Annotated in this window: 16 protein-coding genes; 4 read left to right on the forward strand and 12 right to left on the reverse strand. The window is 62.9% G+C overall.

Annotation, left to right across the window (positions count from 1 at the left end; genetic code table 11):
* Window positions 1-83 precede the first annotated feature (83 nt).
* Window positions 84-224, forward strand: a complete 141-nt coding sequence (locus A9K68_RS06400; RefSeq protein ID WP_065011316.1) for a DUF1127 domain-containing protein — start codon at window positions 84-86, stop codon at window positions 222-224.
* 390 nt (window positions 225-614) lie between these two features.
* Window positions 615-1,310 carry a DUF1013 domain-containing protein gene (locus A9K68_RS06405; RefSeq protein WP_065011317.1) on the forward strand — a complete coding sequence of 232 codons (696 nt, stop codon included), beginning with the start codon at window positions 615-617 and terminating at the stop codon, window positions 1,308-1,310.
* A 176-nt stretch (window positions 1,311-1,486) separates the two neighbouring features.
* Here A9K68_RS06405 and A9K68_RS06410 read toward each other — a convergent pair whose 3' ends face one another.
* The 5 genes from A9K68_RS06410 to A9K68_RS31245 all read right to left on the reverse strand — a co-directional run bounded on the left by A9K68_RS06410 (window position 1,487) and on the right by A9K68_RS31245 (window position 3,983).
* A complete protein-coding gene (locus A9K68_RS06410; protein ID WP_065007507.1) occupies window positions 1,487-2,206 on the reverse strand; it encodes a YafY family protein in 720 nt (239 codons plus the stop codon).
* A 74-nt stretch (window positions 2,207-2,280) separates the two neighbouring features.
* Window positions 2,281-2,691, reverse strand: a complete 411-nt coding sequence (locus A9K68_RS06415; protein ID WP_065007506.1) for a hypothetical protein — start codon at window positions 2,689-2,691, stop codon at window positions 2,281-2,283.
* A gap of 17 nt (window positions 2,692-2,708) precedes the next feature.
* Window positions 2,709-3,074, reverse strand: coding sequence for a VOC family protein (locus A9K68_RS06420; protein WP_065007505.1), 366 nt, complete (start codon window positions 3,072-3,074; stop codon window positions 2,709-2,711).
* A gap of 53 nt (window positions 3,075-3,127) precedes the next feature.
* Complete coding sequence (locus A9K68_RS06425) at window positions 3,128-3,730, reverse strand: DJ-1/PfpI family protein (protein WP_065007504.1); 603 nt, start codon at window positions 3,728-3,730, stop codon at window positions 3,128-3,130.
* 85 nt (window positions 3,731-3,815) lie between these two features.
* Window positions 3,816-3,983, reverse strand: coding sequence for a hypothetical protein (locus A9K68_RS31245; RefSeq protein ID WP_082982284.1), 168 nt, complete (start codon window positions 3,981-3,983; stop codon window positions 3,816-3,818).
* Window positions 3,984-4,252: 269 nt separating this feature from the next.
* Between A9K68_RS31245 and A9K68_RS06430 the strand changes: the two genes are divergently transcribed.
* On the forward strand, window positions 4,253-5,206 hold the full coding sequence (locus A9K68_RS06430; protein WP_065007503.1) for a ring-cleaving dioxygenase: 954 nt from the start codon (window positions 4,253-4,255) through the stop codon (window positions 5,204-5,206).
* Between the two features lie 179 nt (window positions 5,207-5,385).
* On the forward strand, window positions 5,386-5,547 hold the full coding sequence (locus A9K68_RS31250) for a hypothetical protein (protein WP_082982283.1): 162 nt from the start codon (window positions 5,386-5,388) through the stop codon (window positions 5,545-5,547).
* Between the two features lie 14 nt (window positions 5,548-5,561).
* Here the strand turns inward: A9K68_RS31250 and A9K68_RS06435 are convergent, their stop codons facing one another.
* The 7 genes from A9K68_RS06435 to tkt form a co-directional block, all read right to left on the reverse strand.
* Window positions 5,562-6,293 carry an SGNH/GDSL hydrolase family protein gene (locus A9K68_RS06435; RefSeq protein ID WP_065007502.1) on the reverse strand — a complete coding sequence of 244 codons (732 nt, stop codon included), beginning with the start codon at window positions 6,291-6,293 and terminating at the stop codon, window positions 5,562-5,564.
* A 99-nt stretch (window positions 6,294-6,392) separates the two neighbouring features.
* A complete protein-coding gene (locus A9K68_RS06440) occupies window positions 6,393-7,133 on the reverse strand; it encodes a thioredoxin family protein (protein WP_065007501.1) in 741 nt (246 codons plus the stop codon).
* Between the two features lie 127 nt (window positions 7,134-7,260).
* Window positions 7,261-8,286 carry a class I fructose-bisphosphate aldolase gene (locus tag A9K68_RS06445; RefSeq protein WP_065007500.1) on the reverse strand — a complete coding sequence of 342 codons (1,026 nt, stop codon included), beginning with the start codon at window positions 8,284-8,286 and terminating at the stop codon, window positions 7,261-7,263.
* Between the two features lie 138 nt (window positions 8,287-8,424).
* Window positions 8,425-9,621, reverse strand: a complete 1,197-nt coding sequence (locus tag A9K68_RS06450; protein WP_065007499.1) for a phosphoglycerate kinase — start codon at window positions 9,619-9,621, stop codon at window positions 8,425-8,427.
* A 109-nt stretch (window positions 9,622-9,730) separates the two neighbouring features.
* Entirely contained in the window at window positions 9,731-11,620 is a 1,890-nt protein-coding gene (locus A9K68_RS06455) for a potassium/proton antiporter (protein WP_065007498.1), read from the reverse strand.
* Window positions 11,621-11,874: 254 nt separating this feature from the next.
* The gene (gene gap / locus A9K68_RS06460; RefSeq protein ID WP_065007497.1) at window positions 11,875-12,885 is read right to left on the reverse strand and encodes a type I glyceraldehyde-3-phosphate dehydrogenase; all 1,011 of its coding nucleotides are present in this window, start codon (window positions 12,883-12,885) and stop codon (window positions 11,875-11,877) included.
* 154 nt (window positions 12,886-13,039) lie between these two features.
* Entirely contained in the window at window positions 13,040-15,031 is a 1,992-nt protein-coding gene (gene tkt, locus A9K68_RS06465; protein ID WP_065007496.1) for a transketolase, read from the reverse strand.
* Window positions 15,032-15,271 lie beyond the last annotated feature (240 nt).

Consider the following 15,271-nt stretch of genomic DNA (forward strand, 5'->3'; position numbering starts at 1 on the left):
GCATTGCGGCCATGCAAAAGCGTCTGTTCAACTTTTCATCAACGATGCCTATTTGAGCGGCATCGAAACGATGGAGGACTACCATGAACCCGATCCGTGCTTTCCGTAACTGGCGCATGTACAATGAAACCGTGCGCGAACTGAACCGCCTGAACGCCCGTCAGCTCAACGACCTCGGCATCAACCGTGGTGACATCGAGAGGATCGCCCGCAAGGCGCTTTGATCTCAAGCGTGATCTCGCCTGAAAGCGGTCCGAGATCATGCTTTAGAAGCCAGAGCCGCAGCAGACGGGTTTCCCGTCGCCGGTTCCGAGCCCGCTGGACCCTGTCCGGCGGGTTTTGTCGTTTTGAAGTCCGTGCAGCAGCAGCTGCGATGATCGATCGGTGCCACGAAGGCGCCGGCAAGATGCTGCAAAAAGTTCCACGCCCCCAGCGGCGCAACACTCCCACAAACTTCTGCATTCTCCGGTCCTGCAGCCATGCTTACGACAGTGCCTTCCAAAACCGTTGCGAAACGGCAACGGAGTGGTTATATACGCAGCGAATTTCCCATTTTGGTGGCTCTAAACCACCGCCCGCGCGGGAACGCGGGCGAACGAGAAGGATATCTCATAATGGCCAATACGCTGCTGATGCCCAAGGCGACTGCCGTCTGGCTGGTCGACAACACCGCGCTCTCCTTCGAGCAGATCGCGCAGTTCTGCGGGCTGCATCCGCTCGAGGTCAAGGCGATCGCCGATGGCGAATCGGCGCAGGGCATCAAGGGCATGGACCCGATCATGACCGGCCAGCTGACCCGCGACGAGATTGCACGTGCCGAGAAGGACCCGAACCATCGGCTGAAGCTGTCCGACCCCAAAGTGCGGGTGCCGGAATCCAAGCGCAAGGGTCCGCGCTACACGCCGCTGTCGAAACGCCAGGACCGGCCCAACGCCATCCTCTGGCTGGTGCGTAACCATCCCGAGCTGAAGGACGCGCAGATCGCGCGCCTCGTCGGCACCACCAAGTCGACCATCGACCAGATCCGTGACAGGAAGCACTGGAACTCGGCCAATCTGCAGCCGATGGATCCGGTGACGTTGGGTCTCACCTCGCAGATCGACCTCGACATGGAAGTCAACCGCGCCTCGCGTGGCCGCGAGCAGGCACAGCCGGCCGGCGACACGCTGCTGCCGGCGGCATTGACCGAGCGCCTCGTGCCGGCAGCGGAGAAGCCAAAGGATGAGGATGCGGAGCTCGACGCCAACGCGGTCTTCGCCAAGCTTTCGGCGCTGAAGTCGAAGGACGAGGATAAGGACGACGAGGAGTAGGTGAGGGCACCTGCCTTCTCCCCTTGTTGTGGGAGAAGGTGGATTGGCGCGCAGCGCCAGACGGAAGAGGCCGTTGGAAGAAACGCCAACGCCGCGATCCGTCCAGCACCCCTCAGCCAACCGAGCTTCGCTCGGCCACCTTCTCCCACAAGGGGAGGGGGAAGACGTCACCTAATTTAGGTTTGCGCGGCTCGGTCCGGTGCCATGCCGTAATCCTCGCTGCGCTCAACCGCACGATAGAAATCGGCGAGCTGCTTGCCGCGCTCCGGCTTGAAGACGCGGCCGGCTATGACCACCGAAGCGATGCGATCGATACGGAAAGCGCGGAAATCGTCGCGCATCTCGCACCAGGCGACCAGCGTCCACACCTTGCCCCAGAACCACAGGCCCAATGGCCTGATGTCGCGCGCGGTGCCGCGGCCTGCTTCGTCGGAGTAGTCGATAGTCAGCACCTGGCGTTTCTCCACTGCGCGCTCGATCAGGTCGATTGCTTCGCGGGCGGCGTCGCTCACCACCCACATCGGCGTGTGGATTTCGGTGCGGGCGATGCGGTCCTTTTCTGCATCGGGCAGCACGGCGCCGATCTTGACCAGCGCCTCGTCGGCGGCCCGCGCCATGGCAGCGCCGCCAAACGCGCGCACCATGCGGGCGCCGGCGACCAGCGCGACGATCTCGTCACGCGTGAACATCAGCGGCGGAAGGTCGAAACCCTCCCTCATCATGTAGCCGACGCCGGCCTCGCCGTCGATCGGCACGCCCGTCGACTGCAGGTCGGCGATGTCGCGGTAGATGGTTCGCTCGGAAACCTCGAGCCACGTGCCCAGCTTCTGGGCGGTGACCAGACGGCCACCGCGCAGATGCTGCACGATCTGGAAGAGCCTGTCGGCGCGGCGCATCGTATGGTCCCTCGATGTTATTTTTATGCATGTCGTTGTTCCAAAAACCGGTTCCCACTTTTGGGCGACATGCATTATGGTTCGAGCCCTTCTCGCTTGCGCTGCGCGGCGACGAATGCCGCGCCGAAGGACAATTTCGCTGTTGTCGGCGTCTTTGCATCCAGAACCCGCCAGAACGGCGCGATGTCGCTCAGCGTCATGCCGCGTTCCAGATCCTCGTTGGCTGCCTCGGCGACAGTGCGCAGATGATAGCCGATGGTGACCGGACATGTCACTTCGGCGCCGTGCTCGATGGCGAGCGCAGTGCGCAATGCGCGGACATCCATGGCCACGCCCTTTGAAATGGAGCGGATGAAATCATCAACCAGCCGTGCCGTCGGCACCAGCATCGGCTGGCCCTCGACGACGTCGCCAACAGTGGGCGGCGTCGGCTTGATACCGTTGATGCCTGGCGTGTTCAGCCTGTCGTTCCAGCTTTTCACCATTCCGGTTGCTTCCACCTCTAAACGAAAAGGCCGAAACTGTTGCCCTCCGGGTCTAGGCAATAGGCGAATGTGCCGGCCGGGATGGAGATCGCCGGCGAGACGACCTGACCGCCGTTCTGCCTCACCCGTTCCATAGCGTCCTCGATCGGTCTGGCGACCGACAGATGGATGGTCGGGCCGGTTCCCGGTGCCGCGGGTTTCCCGGGGTAGATGTGCCCGGAGGCCGTTCGGTCCTGGGCGACGAACATGGCCATCGGGTTCGGGCCGCTCTCCTCCAGAATGAGATCGTTCTGGAGCACCGACCCATAAAAGGCGCGCGCCCGATCCATGTCGGTGACGGGAATCTCGAACCATGCCGAAGCTTTTGCAGGGATGAAGGCCATGTCTGTCTCCTGATACCGCCGCACTATTGCACGCCGCTCCTGACACCATACTGTCAGGAGGCTTCAGCATATTCCCCTTCAGCGTACTCCTTGGCGAACAGCATACGCATCTCAGCAACGTCGCTGCTTCTCTGGGGATAGAGCGTCTTCAAATAGGTAAGAGCGAAGGTGCCGGGAGCCGAACCCGGCGCGGACACGATGCGGCCGTCGGCGACGGCAAAGGGCACGTCCTGATAGTTCTGGGCGCCCGGGTAACCCGGTTCCTTTTCATTGATCCAGTCACGGCCATTGCTGGTGTGTTTGGCCTTGTCGAACAGGCCGGCACGCGCAAGTGCCAGCGTTCCAGCGCAGATGCCGCCGACCACGCCGCCGCGCGCCGCAATCGCCGTCAGCAGTCCGGAGACATCAGGCGGGGCATCGACCCACTGGTCGGAGCCGATGACCGCGACGGCGTCGAGATCGGTGTTTTCATCAACCTCGGCGGAGCGGTCGGGCGTCAGCACAAATCCGCTGGCCGAGGTCACCGGCTTGCCGTTCGGGGTCAGCGACACCGCGCGCGCACCGAACCATTCGACCGCCGAAGCCGCCAGCAAGCCGTATTCCCAGTCGGCGAAGCGATCGATGAAAAGGACGCCGATGGTCTTCTGTTCGGACATTTCCTGCTCCGTCTTTCGGCCCGCCGGACTTATTTATCTGGGCGCTGTGGCGTCCGCATCCAACTGCTGCCGCGAAAAAATCGCCTCAATGGCCGCGGCCGTGGCGGCCTTCGTAATTATCCGGCCAACCGATGTCCTTGCGGATGCTCTGCGGCAAGCCATTCATGAAACGCCGGGTGCGGATCTCGTTGCGCATCGTCCTGATCTTGCCGACATAGTGCTGTACGCTGCGCAGAATGGTAAAACCGTTCATAACTGGTCTCCTCTCTGTTGATGGAGACACTATCGCACACCCCTCCTGACAGCAGTCTGTCAGGAGGATTGATGGCCTTTGGTGATGCTGCCGGTTGTCTTCCCGAGCTCGCCGGTGCGCGGCACGCCGGCTTGTTCATCGCAGGTCGCTGTCAGGGTTGAGATCGTTCAGCTTGCAGCGACGGACTGTCGGAATTCGCATCCTTCTGCGATAGGCTCGGCGTTCTGATATTGAAGGAGAAAAATTTTCCAGAGATCAGGGAGACGACCATGGGCCTGCAACTGACGGGAATCCACCATCTAACCGCTATCACCGCGAATGCGCCGGGAAACCTTCGTTTCTACACCGGGACTTTGGGGCTGCGGCTGGTCAAGAAGACGGTCAATCAGGACGATACGTCAGCCTATCACCTTTTCTATGCCGACGCCGAGGCGACGCCTGGCACCGATCTTACCTTCTTCGATTGGCCGGTCGGACGCGAACGGCGCGGCACCAACAGCATCGTGCGGACCAGCCTGAGGGTCGCCAGCCCCGAAAGCCTTGTCTGGTGGAAGGAGCGCCTGGCCGGCGAGACCGTCGCGACGGGAGAGATCGGCGATGTTGGCGGCTACCCGTCGCTGGATTTCGAAGACCCAGAAGGCCAGCGCCTGCGTCTCGTCAGCGATGGCGGCAAGGGCGACAGTCATCCCTGGGCTCAAAGCCCGGTCCCAATCGAGCACCAGATACGCGGGCTCGGGCCTATCGTGATCAGCGTTCCCGACATCACCAACACCGAAGCGGTGCTGACCAGGGTGATGAACATGCACAAGGCGCGGGATTATGTCTCGCCGGATGGTCAGGGCCAGGTTCATGTCTTCGAGATGGGAAAAGGCGGCCCGGCGGCGGAACTTCATGTCGCGGTGCAGCCGGGCCTGGCGCCGGCACGGCAAGGTGCCGGGGCGGTCCACCACGTCGCATTCAGGGCGCCGGACCGGGAGACCTTACATCAATGGACGGCACGGCTGGCCGAATTCCGCCTGCCGTCAAGCGGTGAAGTCGAACGATACTACTTCCGTTCGCTCTATTTCCGTGAGCCGAACGGCATATTGTTCGAGATCGCCACCGACGGCCCCGGGTTCACGGCCGACGAGCCGCTGGAAACGCTGGGCGAAAGTCTGGCCTTGCCGCCCTTCCTCGAACCAAAGCGGGCCTCGATCGAGGCCGGCCTCAAGCCGCTGGCATAGCACCTCTCAGCGTGATGGCGATCTGGCATGAGCGGAGCGCTTTGACAGCCGGCCGTGATACTAGAGCGCCGCGCGTCCTTCTGGACGCGCAAAGGACGCTCCAGCACCTTTGAATCTACGCATCGTGCTTTCCGAAAATCGATATCGATTTTCGGGCCGATGCGCTAGTCAAAAGCGGCATGTCGAAACTCCTCGCGCTCGTTATCATTATCATGATGGTCATCCAGCTGATCAAGCCGCTCGGCTGGCCGGGGCTGAAGCGGCGCAGCGATTTCTGGAAGCTGGCGGTGCTGGCGATGGCGGCGATTTCGATAACAGCGGCGCTGGGGCATTGGACGTAGAGCTGGCGGCCCCGCTACGCTACGCGTGGTTCGTTGGCCAGCACCAGGTCGACGAGATGTTCCGCCCAGGCCCGGTAGCCGGCTTCCGAGGCATGAAATCCGTCGGAGGCAAAACCGGCTTCGGCATCGGTGATCGGCAGGCGCGGCGCCGGCACTGCGCCGCGTTCGAGGCAGAGGCGCTCGCCCATCCGGTTCATCTCGGCGGCGCGGATCTCCAGGATCGTTCCAAGCAGCGGCGGCATTGCCGGCGCCCGGGTGAATTCCAGCACCGGCGACCACACCACGCGCGCCTCCGGCCATTTAGCGCGCAACGCGTAGAGCAGGCCGCCAAAATCGCTCTTGAAGCGTGGCACCGAGTGGAAGTTCTTGGTGTCGTTGGTGCCGATGGCAAGCACGATATGCGTCCAGGGATCGGCCGACAGGTTGGGCAGCACGTGGTCGCGGATCTGGCCCGAGGTCGCCGAGTTGAAGCCGGCTGCCCGCCAGCGCACCGCACGGCCAGTGCGTTTCGAGATTAGCTCGGCCAGTTGCGCGGCCAGCCCGTACTCGGAATTGCCGATGCCGACCGAGGCCGCGGAAGAATCGCCAAGCATCAGAAGCGAGACCGCCGGAGCCTGGCCTGATATCTCGTGCATGACCGGACCTTGCGCCGGTAGCATGCGGGTGGTGCGGCGGCGCACGCCGAGCCCCTGCCAGACATAGACCGGAAAGGCGAGCCAGGTGAGGAGGGCAAGAAAGCGCTGCATCGCAAACCGTTAATGGGGCAAGTCCGTTAAAGGGCATAGCGAGCAGCACTTAGCGCATATCGGGCTAGAGGCGAAAGCCCTTGCGTCGACTGCCCGTCGTCAATGGCAACAGGCGTCCTGCACCTCGGGCATGTCTGCATATTCATCGTGCAGCCGCACCCAGTCCATCAGGCTGTGGTAGGGACCTGTCTCGTTGCGGCCTTTCGGCGTCAGGTCGAGATAGTGATAAGCGCCGATCAGCGGATCGCCGCCCCTGGAGCGCGACATGAAGGTCAGGAAGATGTCGCCGTTCTCATCCCTGTAGAACACGCTGATGCCGGGAAGGTCCTTCGATTTCAGCGCGCGCTGCTCGAAATTGTAGGTCGTGTCGCCTGATTGGATCTGTTTGTCGGTGAAGGAAACCTGCATGTCGAAGTTGAAGTCTGACGCGTAGGACGACACCCAGTCGAATTTCCACCCCATGCGCTGTTTGTAGGGCAGAAATTCGGCCAACGGCGCCCGCGAGATCACGACCAGCGACACATCGTGGTGCTTGAGGTGCTGGTTGGCGCCGTCGATATGGTCGGCAAGGAAGGAACACCCTTCGCAACGATAATCGGCGCCCGGCCCGAACATAAAGTGGTAGACGATCAGCTGGCTTGCGCCTCCGAATAGGCCGGCCAGTTTCTTCGGGCCCTGTTCGGTCTCGAAGACATAGTCCTTCCGGATCTTCAGCCAGGGCAATTCCCGCCGTTCGGCAGCGATGCGGTCGCGAAATCGCGTCAATTCCTTCTCGCGGGCCAGATGCGCCTTGTGCGCCTGGAACCAGTCTTCCCGTGAAACGATCTTGTTGTTTGGCATGAGTCTGCTCCTCTTTGAGCCCCAAGGACGTTGGGGCTCAACGCAAGCCGACACGGCCGTCGGTTTTTTGAGCATAATTGAACCCGGGCACATGGCCCGGGTTCGGACGAAGGCAGAAAAAAACCGGTCAGGCGGCCTGTTCCAGGTCCGGCTGCCATTTTCCAAGTGCGGCCAAATGGTTCATGTGGGCGCGGTGGGCGAAAGCGGCCTGGGCAGCGGCAACGTTGGCCGCCTTGCCGCTCCAGGCCTTCTGTGGCGCCGCCTGCAAGGCGCGGCCATAGGAAAAGGTCAGCTTCCATGGATGCGGGCCGATGGCATTGATGGCATTGAGGTTGGCGGTCGCCTCCTCGTCCGATTGCCCGCCCGAGAGAAAGGCGATGCCGCCGATTGCGGCCGGCACCGTTTCGCGGAACAGTCTTATGGTCTTTTCGGCGACTTCCTCGGGGCTGCTGGTCTTGCCCGACTTCTTGCCGGCGAGAACCATGTTCGGCTTCAAGATGGTGCCTTCGAGGACGACGCGGGCCGCGTAGAGCTCGGTGTAGAGTTTTGTCAGCGTTGCCTTGCTGATCTCGTAGCAGGTGCCGATGTCATGGGCGCCATCCATCAGCACCTCCGGCTCGACGATCGGCACGATGCCGGCCTCCTGGCAAAGCGCCGCATAGCGGGCGAGCGCATGCGCATTCGAACCGATCGACGTGGCTGAAGGCACGCCCTTGGCGACGTCGATGTCGATCACCGCACGCCATTTGGCGAAACGGGCGCCGAGCTTGTAATAGTCGGTGAGCCGCTCGCGCAGGCCGTCGAGGCCTTCGGTGATCGTGTCGCCAGGGAAACCGGCGAGAGGCTTGGCGCCGGTATCGACCTTGATGCCTGGAATGGCGCCGGTCGCCTTGATGATGTCGACCAGCGGCGTGCCGTCGGCGGCCTTCTGGCGGATAGTCTCGTCGTAGAGGATGACGCCGGAGATGTATCTGGCCATCGCCTCCTTGGCGCGGAACATCATCTCGCGATAGTCGCGGCGGCTGTCGGCGGTCGATTCGACGCCGATCACGTCGAAGCGCTTCTTGATGGTGCCGGAGCTTTCGTCGGCGGCCAAAAGACCCTTGCCGTCGGCCACCATCGCGGCGGCAATGTCCTCGAGACGTTCGCTCATTGTGCATCCTCCTGAACCGTTTGTTCCAACCTAGCAGACCACTAGAGCAAGGCAGGTTCAAGTCGAACCATTCCAAGCGGAAAGCTCGAATCGATTGAAACGCGCAAACGCCCCTCGTTCGCCTGTCGCCCCAGGGCCTCAGCGCTTCAGCACATCGACACCGGGCAGCGGCTTGCCTTCCATCCATTCCAGAAAGGCGCCGCCGGCGGTCGAGACATAGGTGAAGTCGTCGGCGACGCCGGCATGGTTGAGTGCTGCCACCGTGTCGCCGCCGCCAGCCACCGAGACCAGTTTGCCGGCCTTGGTGCGGGCCGCGGCGTGCTTGGCTGCCGCCACCGTCGCCCGGTCGAACGGTTCGATCTCGAAGGCGCCGAGCGGACCGTTCCAGACCAGCGTCGCAGCGCGGTCGATCCAGTCGGCAACGGTCTTCACGGTCTTTTCGCCGACATCGAGGATCATCCCATCGGCCGGCACCTCTGATATGGCGACGGTTTCGCTGGCGGCGCCCGCCTTGAATTCCCCGGCGACGACACCGTCGACCGGCAGGATGACGGCGCAGCCGGCTTCGGCGGCCTCGATCATGATCTGCTTGGCGGTCCCGGCGAGATCATGCTCGCACAGCGATTTTCCGACATCGGTGCCGCGCGCGGCGAGAAAGGTGTTGGCCATGCCGCCGCCGATGACCAGCGCGTCGACCTTCTTCACCAGATTCATCAGGAGGTCGATCTTGCTCGACACCTTGGCGCCGCCGACGATGGCGACGACAGGGCGGACGGGATTGCCGAGGCCCTTTTCCAGCGCGTCGAGTTCGGCCTGCATGGTACGGCCGGCGAAGGCCGGCAGCAGGTGTGCGAGCCCCTCCGTCGAAGAATGGGCGCGGTGGGCGGCGGAAAAGGCGTCGTTGACGAAGATGTCGCCATTGGCGGCGAGCTTTTCGGTGAAGGCCGCGTCGTTCTTCTCCTCGCCCTTGTAGAAGCGGGTGTTTTCGAGCAGCAGCACGTCGCCGTTGTTCATGGCGGCGACGGCGCTTGCCGCTGCGTCGCCGATGCAATCCGGCGCGAAGCCGACAGGGCAGCCAAGCACCTTCGCGCTCGCCTTGGCGATCGGCTCAAGCGAGAATTCGGGCGACGGTCCCTCCTTGGGCCGGCCGAAATGGGCAAGCAGGATGACCTTGGCGCCCTTGCCGGAAAGCTCGGCGATGGTGGGCGCGATGCGCTCGATGCGGGTGGCGTCGGTCACCTTGCCGTCGGCGACGGGAACGTTGAGGTCGACGCGCACCAGCACACGCTTGCCGTCGATGTTGCCGATGTCGTCCAGTGTCTTGAAGCCGGCCATGCTGTTCCCTTTCGCGAAAAATCGCCGGGACCTTACCCCGCATCAACGACGATGCAAGACCTGCAATGGTGCTACGCGGAAAATATGACACGGCATGTGTCGGGAGCAGTCAGCCCTCGTCGGTTGCCCTTTCCAGCACCGGCTGTGGAGACCGTTCCGCGTCGTCCGGCGCCTCGGCACTCTGCTTTTTGATCCGCTTGCGCCAATTGCGCACAAAGCCAGCGACGCGGTCGGCGATCTCGCCAGCACTCAGGAACACCGGCACCCGTGCCACCGGCGCGGTCGGCTCGAGGGAAAGACCGAGGCCAGTGATCTTGCCTTTGTCGTCGACATCGCGGACGATCAGCTCGATCGGACCAATCAGCACGCGGTCAGCATATTCGGCGTGACCGCCGAGCCGCTCCGTCACCAGGTCGCCGACGGTCAGCTTGCGTTCCTCCTCGGTCAGGCCCGGCGCGTAAGCGGCTTCAAGTTCCGCGGCGGAGCGCGCCGGATCGACGGCGAAGGCGCCGAAGAAGTCCGCGTCCTCGGGATCGACCACGGCCCGGCTGGCGAACAGCTTGTCGAGCAGGGCTGGATAGCGATCCGGCACGAAAATGTAGACATGGTCGCCGGCGGCGAGCCTACCCATGTCCTGGAAGCGCATCGAGCGCCCGTCGCGCAGCACCAGCGACGGCCGCGCCCAGCGCGGAATGCGCTCGCCGCGCGCCACCGGGCTGCCGGGTGCTACGCGATAGGCCAGAAGCTCGTGGTGGGCGGAGCCCGGCAATTCGAGTTCGACTTTGTCCAACGGGCCTAGGCGGGCCGGCACGATCAGGCCGAGGCGGCGTGCCAGCGGTCCGACGGTCCATCCCTGGATGACCAGCGACACCAGCACGACGATGAAGGCGGTGTTGAAGATGAGACGGCCGTTCTCAAGCCCGCCAAGCAGCGGCGTGATGGCGAGCAGGATCGACACGGCGCCGCGCAGACCCACCCATGAGACGAAGGCGACTTCCGGGCGCGGCAGACGGAACGGCATCAGGCAAAGCCAGACGGCAACTGGCCGCGCCACGAATATCAGGAACAGGCCCAGCAGCACCGCCGGCAGCAGGATCGCCGGAAATTGCGAGGGCGTCGCGAACAGGCCGAGGACCAGGAACATGATGATCTGTGCCAGCCACGACATGCCGTCCTGGAAGCGCTTGAGGATGGTGACTGCGCGAATGTCGGAATTGCCGGCAATAAGGCCGGCAATATAGACCGCCAGAAAACCGGAGCCGCCAATGGCGCCGGCGGCGGCGAACACCATCAGCGACAGCGTCAGCACGAAGATCGGCAGCAGCCCATGGTCGAGATTGAGCCGGTCGACAAGACGCACGATGGCGAGGCCGCCGAAAATGCCGACGATGGCGCCAAGCCCCATATTGAGAAGGAAGCCGAGGACGAGATCCGTAACCAGCACCCTGGCCTCGGGACTGGCGTTGGCGGCGATGATCTCGACCAGGCTGATGGTCAGGAAGATGGCGATTGGGTCATTGGTGCCGGATTCCACCTCGAGCGTGGAACGCACGCGTTCGCGCAAATTGATCTCGCCGGCGCGCAACAGGAAGAACACTGCTGCCGCGTCGGTCGAGGCGACAGCAGCCCCGAGCAGGAAGGATTCCAGCCAGCTGAGATCGAGCAGATAATAGGCGACGACGCCGAACAGGCCAGTGGTCAAAAGGACGCCGATGGTCGCCAGCGACAGTGCCGGTCCGGCCGCCTGGCGCAAGGCGTTGAGCGGCGTGCCGAAACCGGAATCGAACAGGATGACCGCCAGCGCCAGTGAGCCGGCAAAATAAGCCAGCCGCGCATTGTCGAATTGGATGCCGAGGCCGTCGGTTCCCGTGGCCAGGCCAATGCAGAGAAACAGCAGCAAGAGAGGGGCGCCGAAGCGGAAGGCGATCAGGCTCGAAAACGCGGCGGCGACGACCAGTGCGGCGCCGACCAGCGTCACGAGATAGATCGCATGCTCCATCCGCCAATTGCCCCTCGAATTCGTGTTCCTCTCGCTTTACGGGAGAGTGAGGCGAAGACATGACCGGTGCAAGGCGTGAGGGTGGTTTTTTGCCCTATGCCGCTGATTATTGAGTGTTTTGGTGTTCTAGGCGCTGTCTTGCCAAACAAACCGTTAGAGCGTCGTTTGCGCATCCAGAAGGGCGCTGGGCGCTCTCATGAAAACGCCCGGACAGAGCCGGGCGTTTTCGAAGTCGCGAGAAGATGGTTCTGCGATCAGGCGATGGTCTTGCCGAAGGCGACTGCGGTGTCGGCCATGCGGTTGGAAAAACCCCATTCATTATCGTACCAGGACAGCACCGAAACGAAGTTGCCGTCCATGACCTTGGTCTGGTCGAGCGCCATGATCGAGGAATGCGGATCGTGGTTGAAGTCGATCGACACGTTCGGGTGATGGGTAACGGCGAGGATGCCCTTCAGCTTGCCGTTGGAGGCGGCGATCACCGCCTCGTTGATCTCCTGCACGGTCGTCGGCCGCTTGGCGATGAACTTGAAATCGACAACCGAGACGTTCGGGGTCGGCACGCGAATGGAGATGCCGTCGAGCTTGCCCTTGAGATCGGGCAGCACCAGGCCGATCGCCTTGGCCGCACCGGTCGAAGTCGGGATCTGCGACAGGGCCGCGGCGCGGGCGCGGTAGAGATCCTTATGCATGGTGTCCAGCGTCGGCTGGTCGCCGGTGTAGGAGTGGATCGTCGTCATCATGCCCTTCTCGATGCCGACGGCCTCATGCAGCACGGCTGCCAGCGGTGCCAAGCAGTTGGTAGTGCAGGAGGCGTTCGAGATGACGATGTGATCCTTGGTCAGCTTGTCATGGTTGATGCCATAGACGACAGTGAGGTCGGCGCCCTCCGCCGGCGCCGAGACGAGGACGCGCTTGGCGCCGGCGGTCAGATGCGCGGCGGCCTTGTCGCGGGCGGTGAAGATGCCGGTGCATTCGAGCGCAATATCGATGCCGAGCTCGTTCCACGGCAACTGCGTCGGGTCCTTGATCGCGGTGACCTTGAATTTTTCGGTGCCGACGGTGATCTGGTCACCGTCAACCGTCACTTCATGCGGGAAGCGGCCATGCACGCTGTCGAAGCGTAGCAGATGCGCGTTGGTTTCGACCGGGCCGAGGTCGTTGACGGCGACAACGTCGATGTCCTTGCGGCCGGATTCGTGGATGGCGCGCAGGATGTTGCGGCCGATGCGGCCGAATCCGTTGATGGCAACTCTGACGGTCATTTTTCTCTCCCTGGGAGTTGGAGGCCGAAGATCAAGTCCGCAGCTTCATAACGGCGGGCTGGCAAAGAATCCAGCCGTCGATGGGTTGGATTTAAGTCCACAGACGGAGGCTGCCCGCAAAACCATTATGCGCGGTTTCGCGGGTGCCTGGCTTTTACTCGCCGTGCAGGCGGGCTTCCGCCGCCTTCACCGTCGCTTCGGCGGTGATGCCGAAATGCGGATAGAGCTGTTCGATCGTGCCAGAGGCGCCGAAGCCGGTCATGCCGATGAAGATGCCGTCGGCGCCAATGAAATAATCCCAGCCTTGGCGGATGCCGGCTTCGATCGCGATCTTGATCGGCGCGTTGCCGATCGTCTTCTTGCGATAGTCGGCGCTCTGCTTGTCGAACAATTCGAAACACGGCACCGAGACGACGCGGGTCGGATGGCCGTGCTTTTCGAGCGCCTCGCGCGCCGCCAGCGCGATTCCGACCTCGGAGCCCGAAGCGAAGATCGTCACCGCCGCATCGCCATTGGCGCCAGCCAACTCATAGGCGCCCTGGCGGCTGAGGTTTTCCGCAACAAAGTCGTTGCGCACGGTCGGCAGGTTCTGCCGGGTCAGCGCCAGCGTCGAAGGCGTCTTTTCCTGCTCGATGGCCAGCTGCCAGCATTCGGCGGTCTCGACCGCGTCGGCCGGACGGAAGACATTGTGGTTCGGGATGGCGCGCAGTGCGGCCAGATGCTCCACCGGTTGATGGGTCGGGCCGTCTTCGCCGAGGCCGATGGAATCATGGGTCATGACGAAGATCGAGCGGATGCCCATCAGCGAGGCAAGCCGCATCGCCGGACGGGCGTAGTCGGAGAAACACATGAACGTGCCGCCATAGGCGATGAGGCCGCCATGCAGCGTCAGCCCGTTGAGGGCGGCCGCCATGCCGTGCTCGCGGATGCCGTAGTGAACGTAGCGCTGGCCGTAATCGTCTGATGTGATGTTCTTGGTCTGGCTGGTCTTGGTGTTGTTCGAGCCAGTCAGGTCGGCCGAGCCGCCGATCGTTTCCGGCACCGCGCCGTTGATGATCTCGAGCGCCATTTCCGACGATTTGCGGGTGGCGACCTTCGGTTTGTCTGCGGCGAGTTTCTTCTTGTAGTCGGTGAGGACGGCGTCGAAATTCGCTGGCAACGTGCCACTGATGCGGCGCTCGAATTCGCTGCGCAATTGGGCGTCGGCCTCGGCAAGGCGGCCTTCCCAGCCGGTGCGTGCCTTGACACTCGTCTTGCCGGCGTCGCGCCAGGCATTGAGGATGTCGGCAGGCACCTCGAAGGGCGGATAGTCCCAGCCGAAGAACTTCCTGGCGCCGGCGATTTCCTCTGCGCCGAGCGGAGAACCGTGCGCCTTGTTGGTACCCGCCTTGGTCGGCGCGCCGAAGCCAATCGTGGTCTTGCAGGCGATCATCGTCGGTTTGTCGGAATGGCGCGCCGCCTCGATAGCATAGGCGATCGCTTCCGGGTCCTGGCCGTCGATGTGGCTGGCGTTCCAGCCGGACGCCTGGAACCGGGCGACCTGATCGGTGTTGTCGGCCAGCGACACCGGGCCGTCGATCGAGATGTTATTGTTGTCCCAGAAGACGATCAGCTTGTTCAGCTTGAGATGCCCGGCAAGTGCGATGGCTTCCTGGGAGACGCCTTCCATCAGGCAGCCGTCGCCGGCCAGCACATAGGTGTAATGGTTGACGAGGTCGTTGCCGAAAGCGGCATTCATGATGCGCTCGCCGAGTGCGAAGCCGACCGAATTGGCAAGCCCCTGGCCGAGCGGGCCGGTCGTCGTCTCGATGCCGGCGGCATGGCCATATTCGGGATGACCCGCCGTCCTCGATCCCAACTGGCGGAAATGCTTGATCTGGTCGAGGGTGATGTCTTCATAGCCGGTCAGATAGAGCAGCGAATAGAGCAGCATCGAACCGTGGCCGGCCGACAGAATGAAACGGTCTCGATCGGGCCAGTGCGGGTTCTTCGGATCGTATTTCAGGAAACGCGTGAACAGCACCGTGGCAACGTCGGCGCAGCCCATTGGCAGGCCGGGGTGGCCGGACTGGGCCTTCTCGACGGCGTCCATGGAAAGAAAACGGATCGCATTGGCCATCCGGTCATGTTGTTCACGCGAGGTCATGCTTCCTCCAGTGTGGGGGGTGGGGCTTTGGGAGCGCCCTTGAAAAGCGTGCGCGACACATAGCAGGCGCGGCTTTTTAGTCAACAAACCGGCGCGCTTTCGCTGATCTTGTTAGTCAATAAACCGGCGCTTTTGCCGGTCTTGTGATGGCGCCAGAAGGGCCTTGGGGGTTCTACATTAGCGTTAGCAGGGGACAGCCGCGAGAGCTTTATTGACGTTGGCTTCACACGGCGGGTAATG

The organism is Mesorhizobium sp. AA22, from assembly GCF_001672375.2.
GTDB classification, from domain to species: domain Bacteria; phylum Pseudomonadota; class Alphaproteobacteria; order Rhizobiales; family Rhizobiaceae; genus Mesorhizobium; species Mesorhizobium wenxiniae.

Excerpts from the sequence above, each read along its gene's own strand:
- A9K68_RS06430 (WP_065007503.1), top strand. The coding sequence starts at position 4,253 with ATGGGCCTGCAACTGACGGGAATCCACCATCTAACCGCTATCACCGCG.
- A9K68_RS06435 (WP_065007502.1), bottom strand. The coding sequence starts at position 6,293 with ATGCAGCGCTTTCTTGCCCTCCTCACCTGGCTCGCCTTTCCGGTCTAT.
- A9K68_RS06450 (WP_065007499.1), bottom strand. The coding sequence starts at position 9,621 with ATGGCCGGCTTCAAGACACTGGACGACATCGGCAACATCGACGGCAAG.
- A9K68_RS06425 (WP_065007504.1), bottom strand. The coding sequence starts at position 3,730 with ATGTCCGAACAGAAGACCATCGGCGTCCTTTTCATCGATCGCTTCGCC.
- A9K68_RS06415 (WP_065007506.1), bottom strand. The coding sequence starts at position 2,691 with ATGGTGAAAAGCTGGAACGACAGGCTGAACACGCCAGGCATCAACGGT.
- A9K68_RS06400 (WP_065011316.1), top strand. The coding sequence starts at position 84 with ATGAACCCGATCCGTGCTTTCCGTAACTGGCGCATGTACAATGAAACC.
- A9K68_RS06440 (WP_065007501.1), bottom strand. The coding sequence starts at position 7,133 with ATGCCAAACAACAAGATCGTTTCACGGGAAGACTGGTTCCAGGCGCAC.
- A9K68_RS31245 (WP_082982284.1), bottom strand. The coding sequence starts at position 3,983 with ATGAACGGTTTTACCATTCTGCGCAGCGTACAGCACTATGTCGGCAAG.
- A9K68_RS06420 (WP_065007505.1), bottom strand. The coding sequence starts at position 3,074 with ATGGCCTTCATCCCTGCAAAAGCTTCGGCATGGTTCGAGATTCCCGTC.
- tkt (WP_065007496.1), bottom strand. The coding sequence starts at position 15,031 with ATGACCTCGCGTGAACAACATGACCGGATGGCCAATGCGATCCGTTTT.
- A9K68_RS06455 (WP_065007498.1), bottom strand. The coding sequence starts at position 11,620 with ATGGAGCATGCGATCTATCTCGTGACGCTGGTCGGCGCCGCACTGGTC.
- A9K68_RS06410 (WP_065007507.1), bottom strand. The coding sequence starts at position 2,206 with ATGCGCCGCGCCGACAGGCTCTTCCAGATCGTGCAGCATCTGCGCGGT.
- A9K68_RS06405 (WP_065011317.1), top strand. The coding sequence starts at position 615 with ATGGCCAATACGCTGCTGATGCCCAAGGCGACTGCCGTCTGGCTGGTC.
- gap (WP_065007497.1), bottom strand. The coding sequence starts at position 12,885 with ATGACCGTCAGAGTTGCCATCAACGGATTCGGCCGCATCGGCCGCAAC.
- A9K68_RS31250 (WP_082982283.1), top strand. The coding sequence starts at position 5,386 with ATGTCGAAACTCCTCGCGCTCGTTATCATTATCATGATGGTCATCCAG.
- A9K68_RS06445 (WP_065007500.1), bottom strand. The coding sequence starts at position 8,286 with ATGAGCGAACGTCTCGAGGACATTGCCGCCGCGATGGTGGCCGACGGC.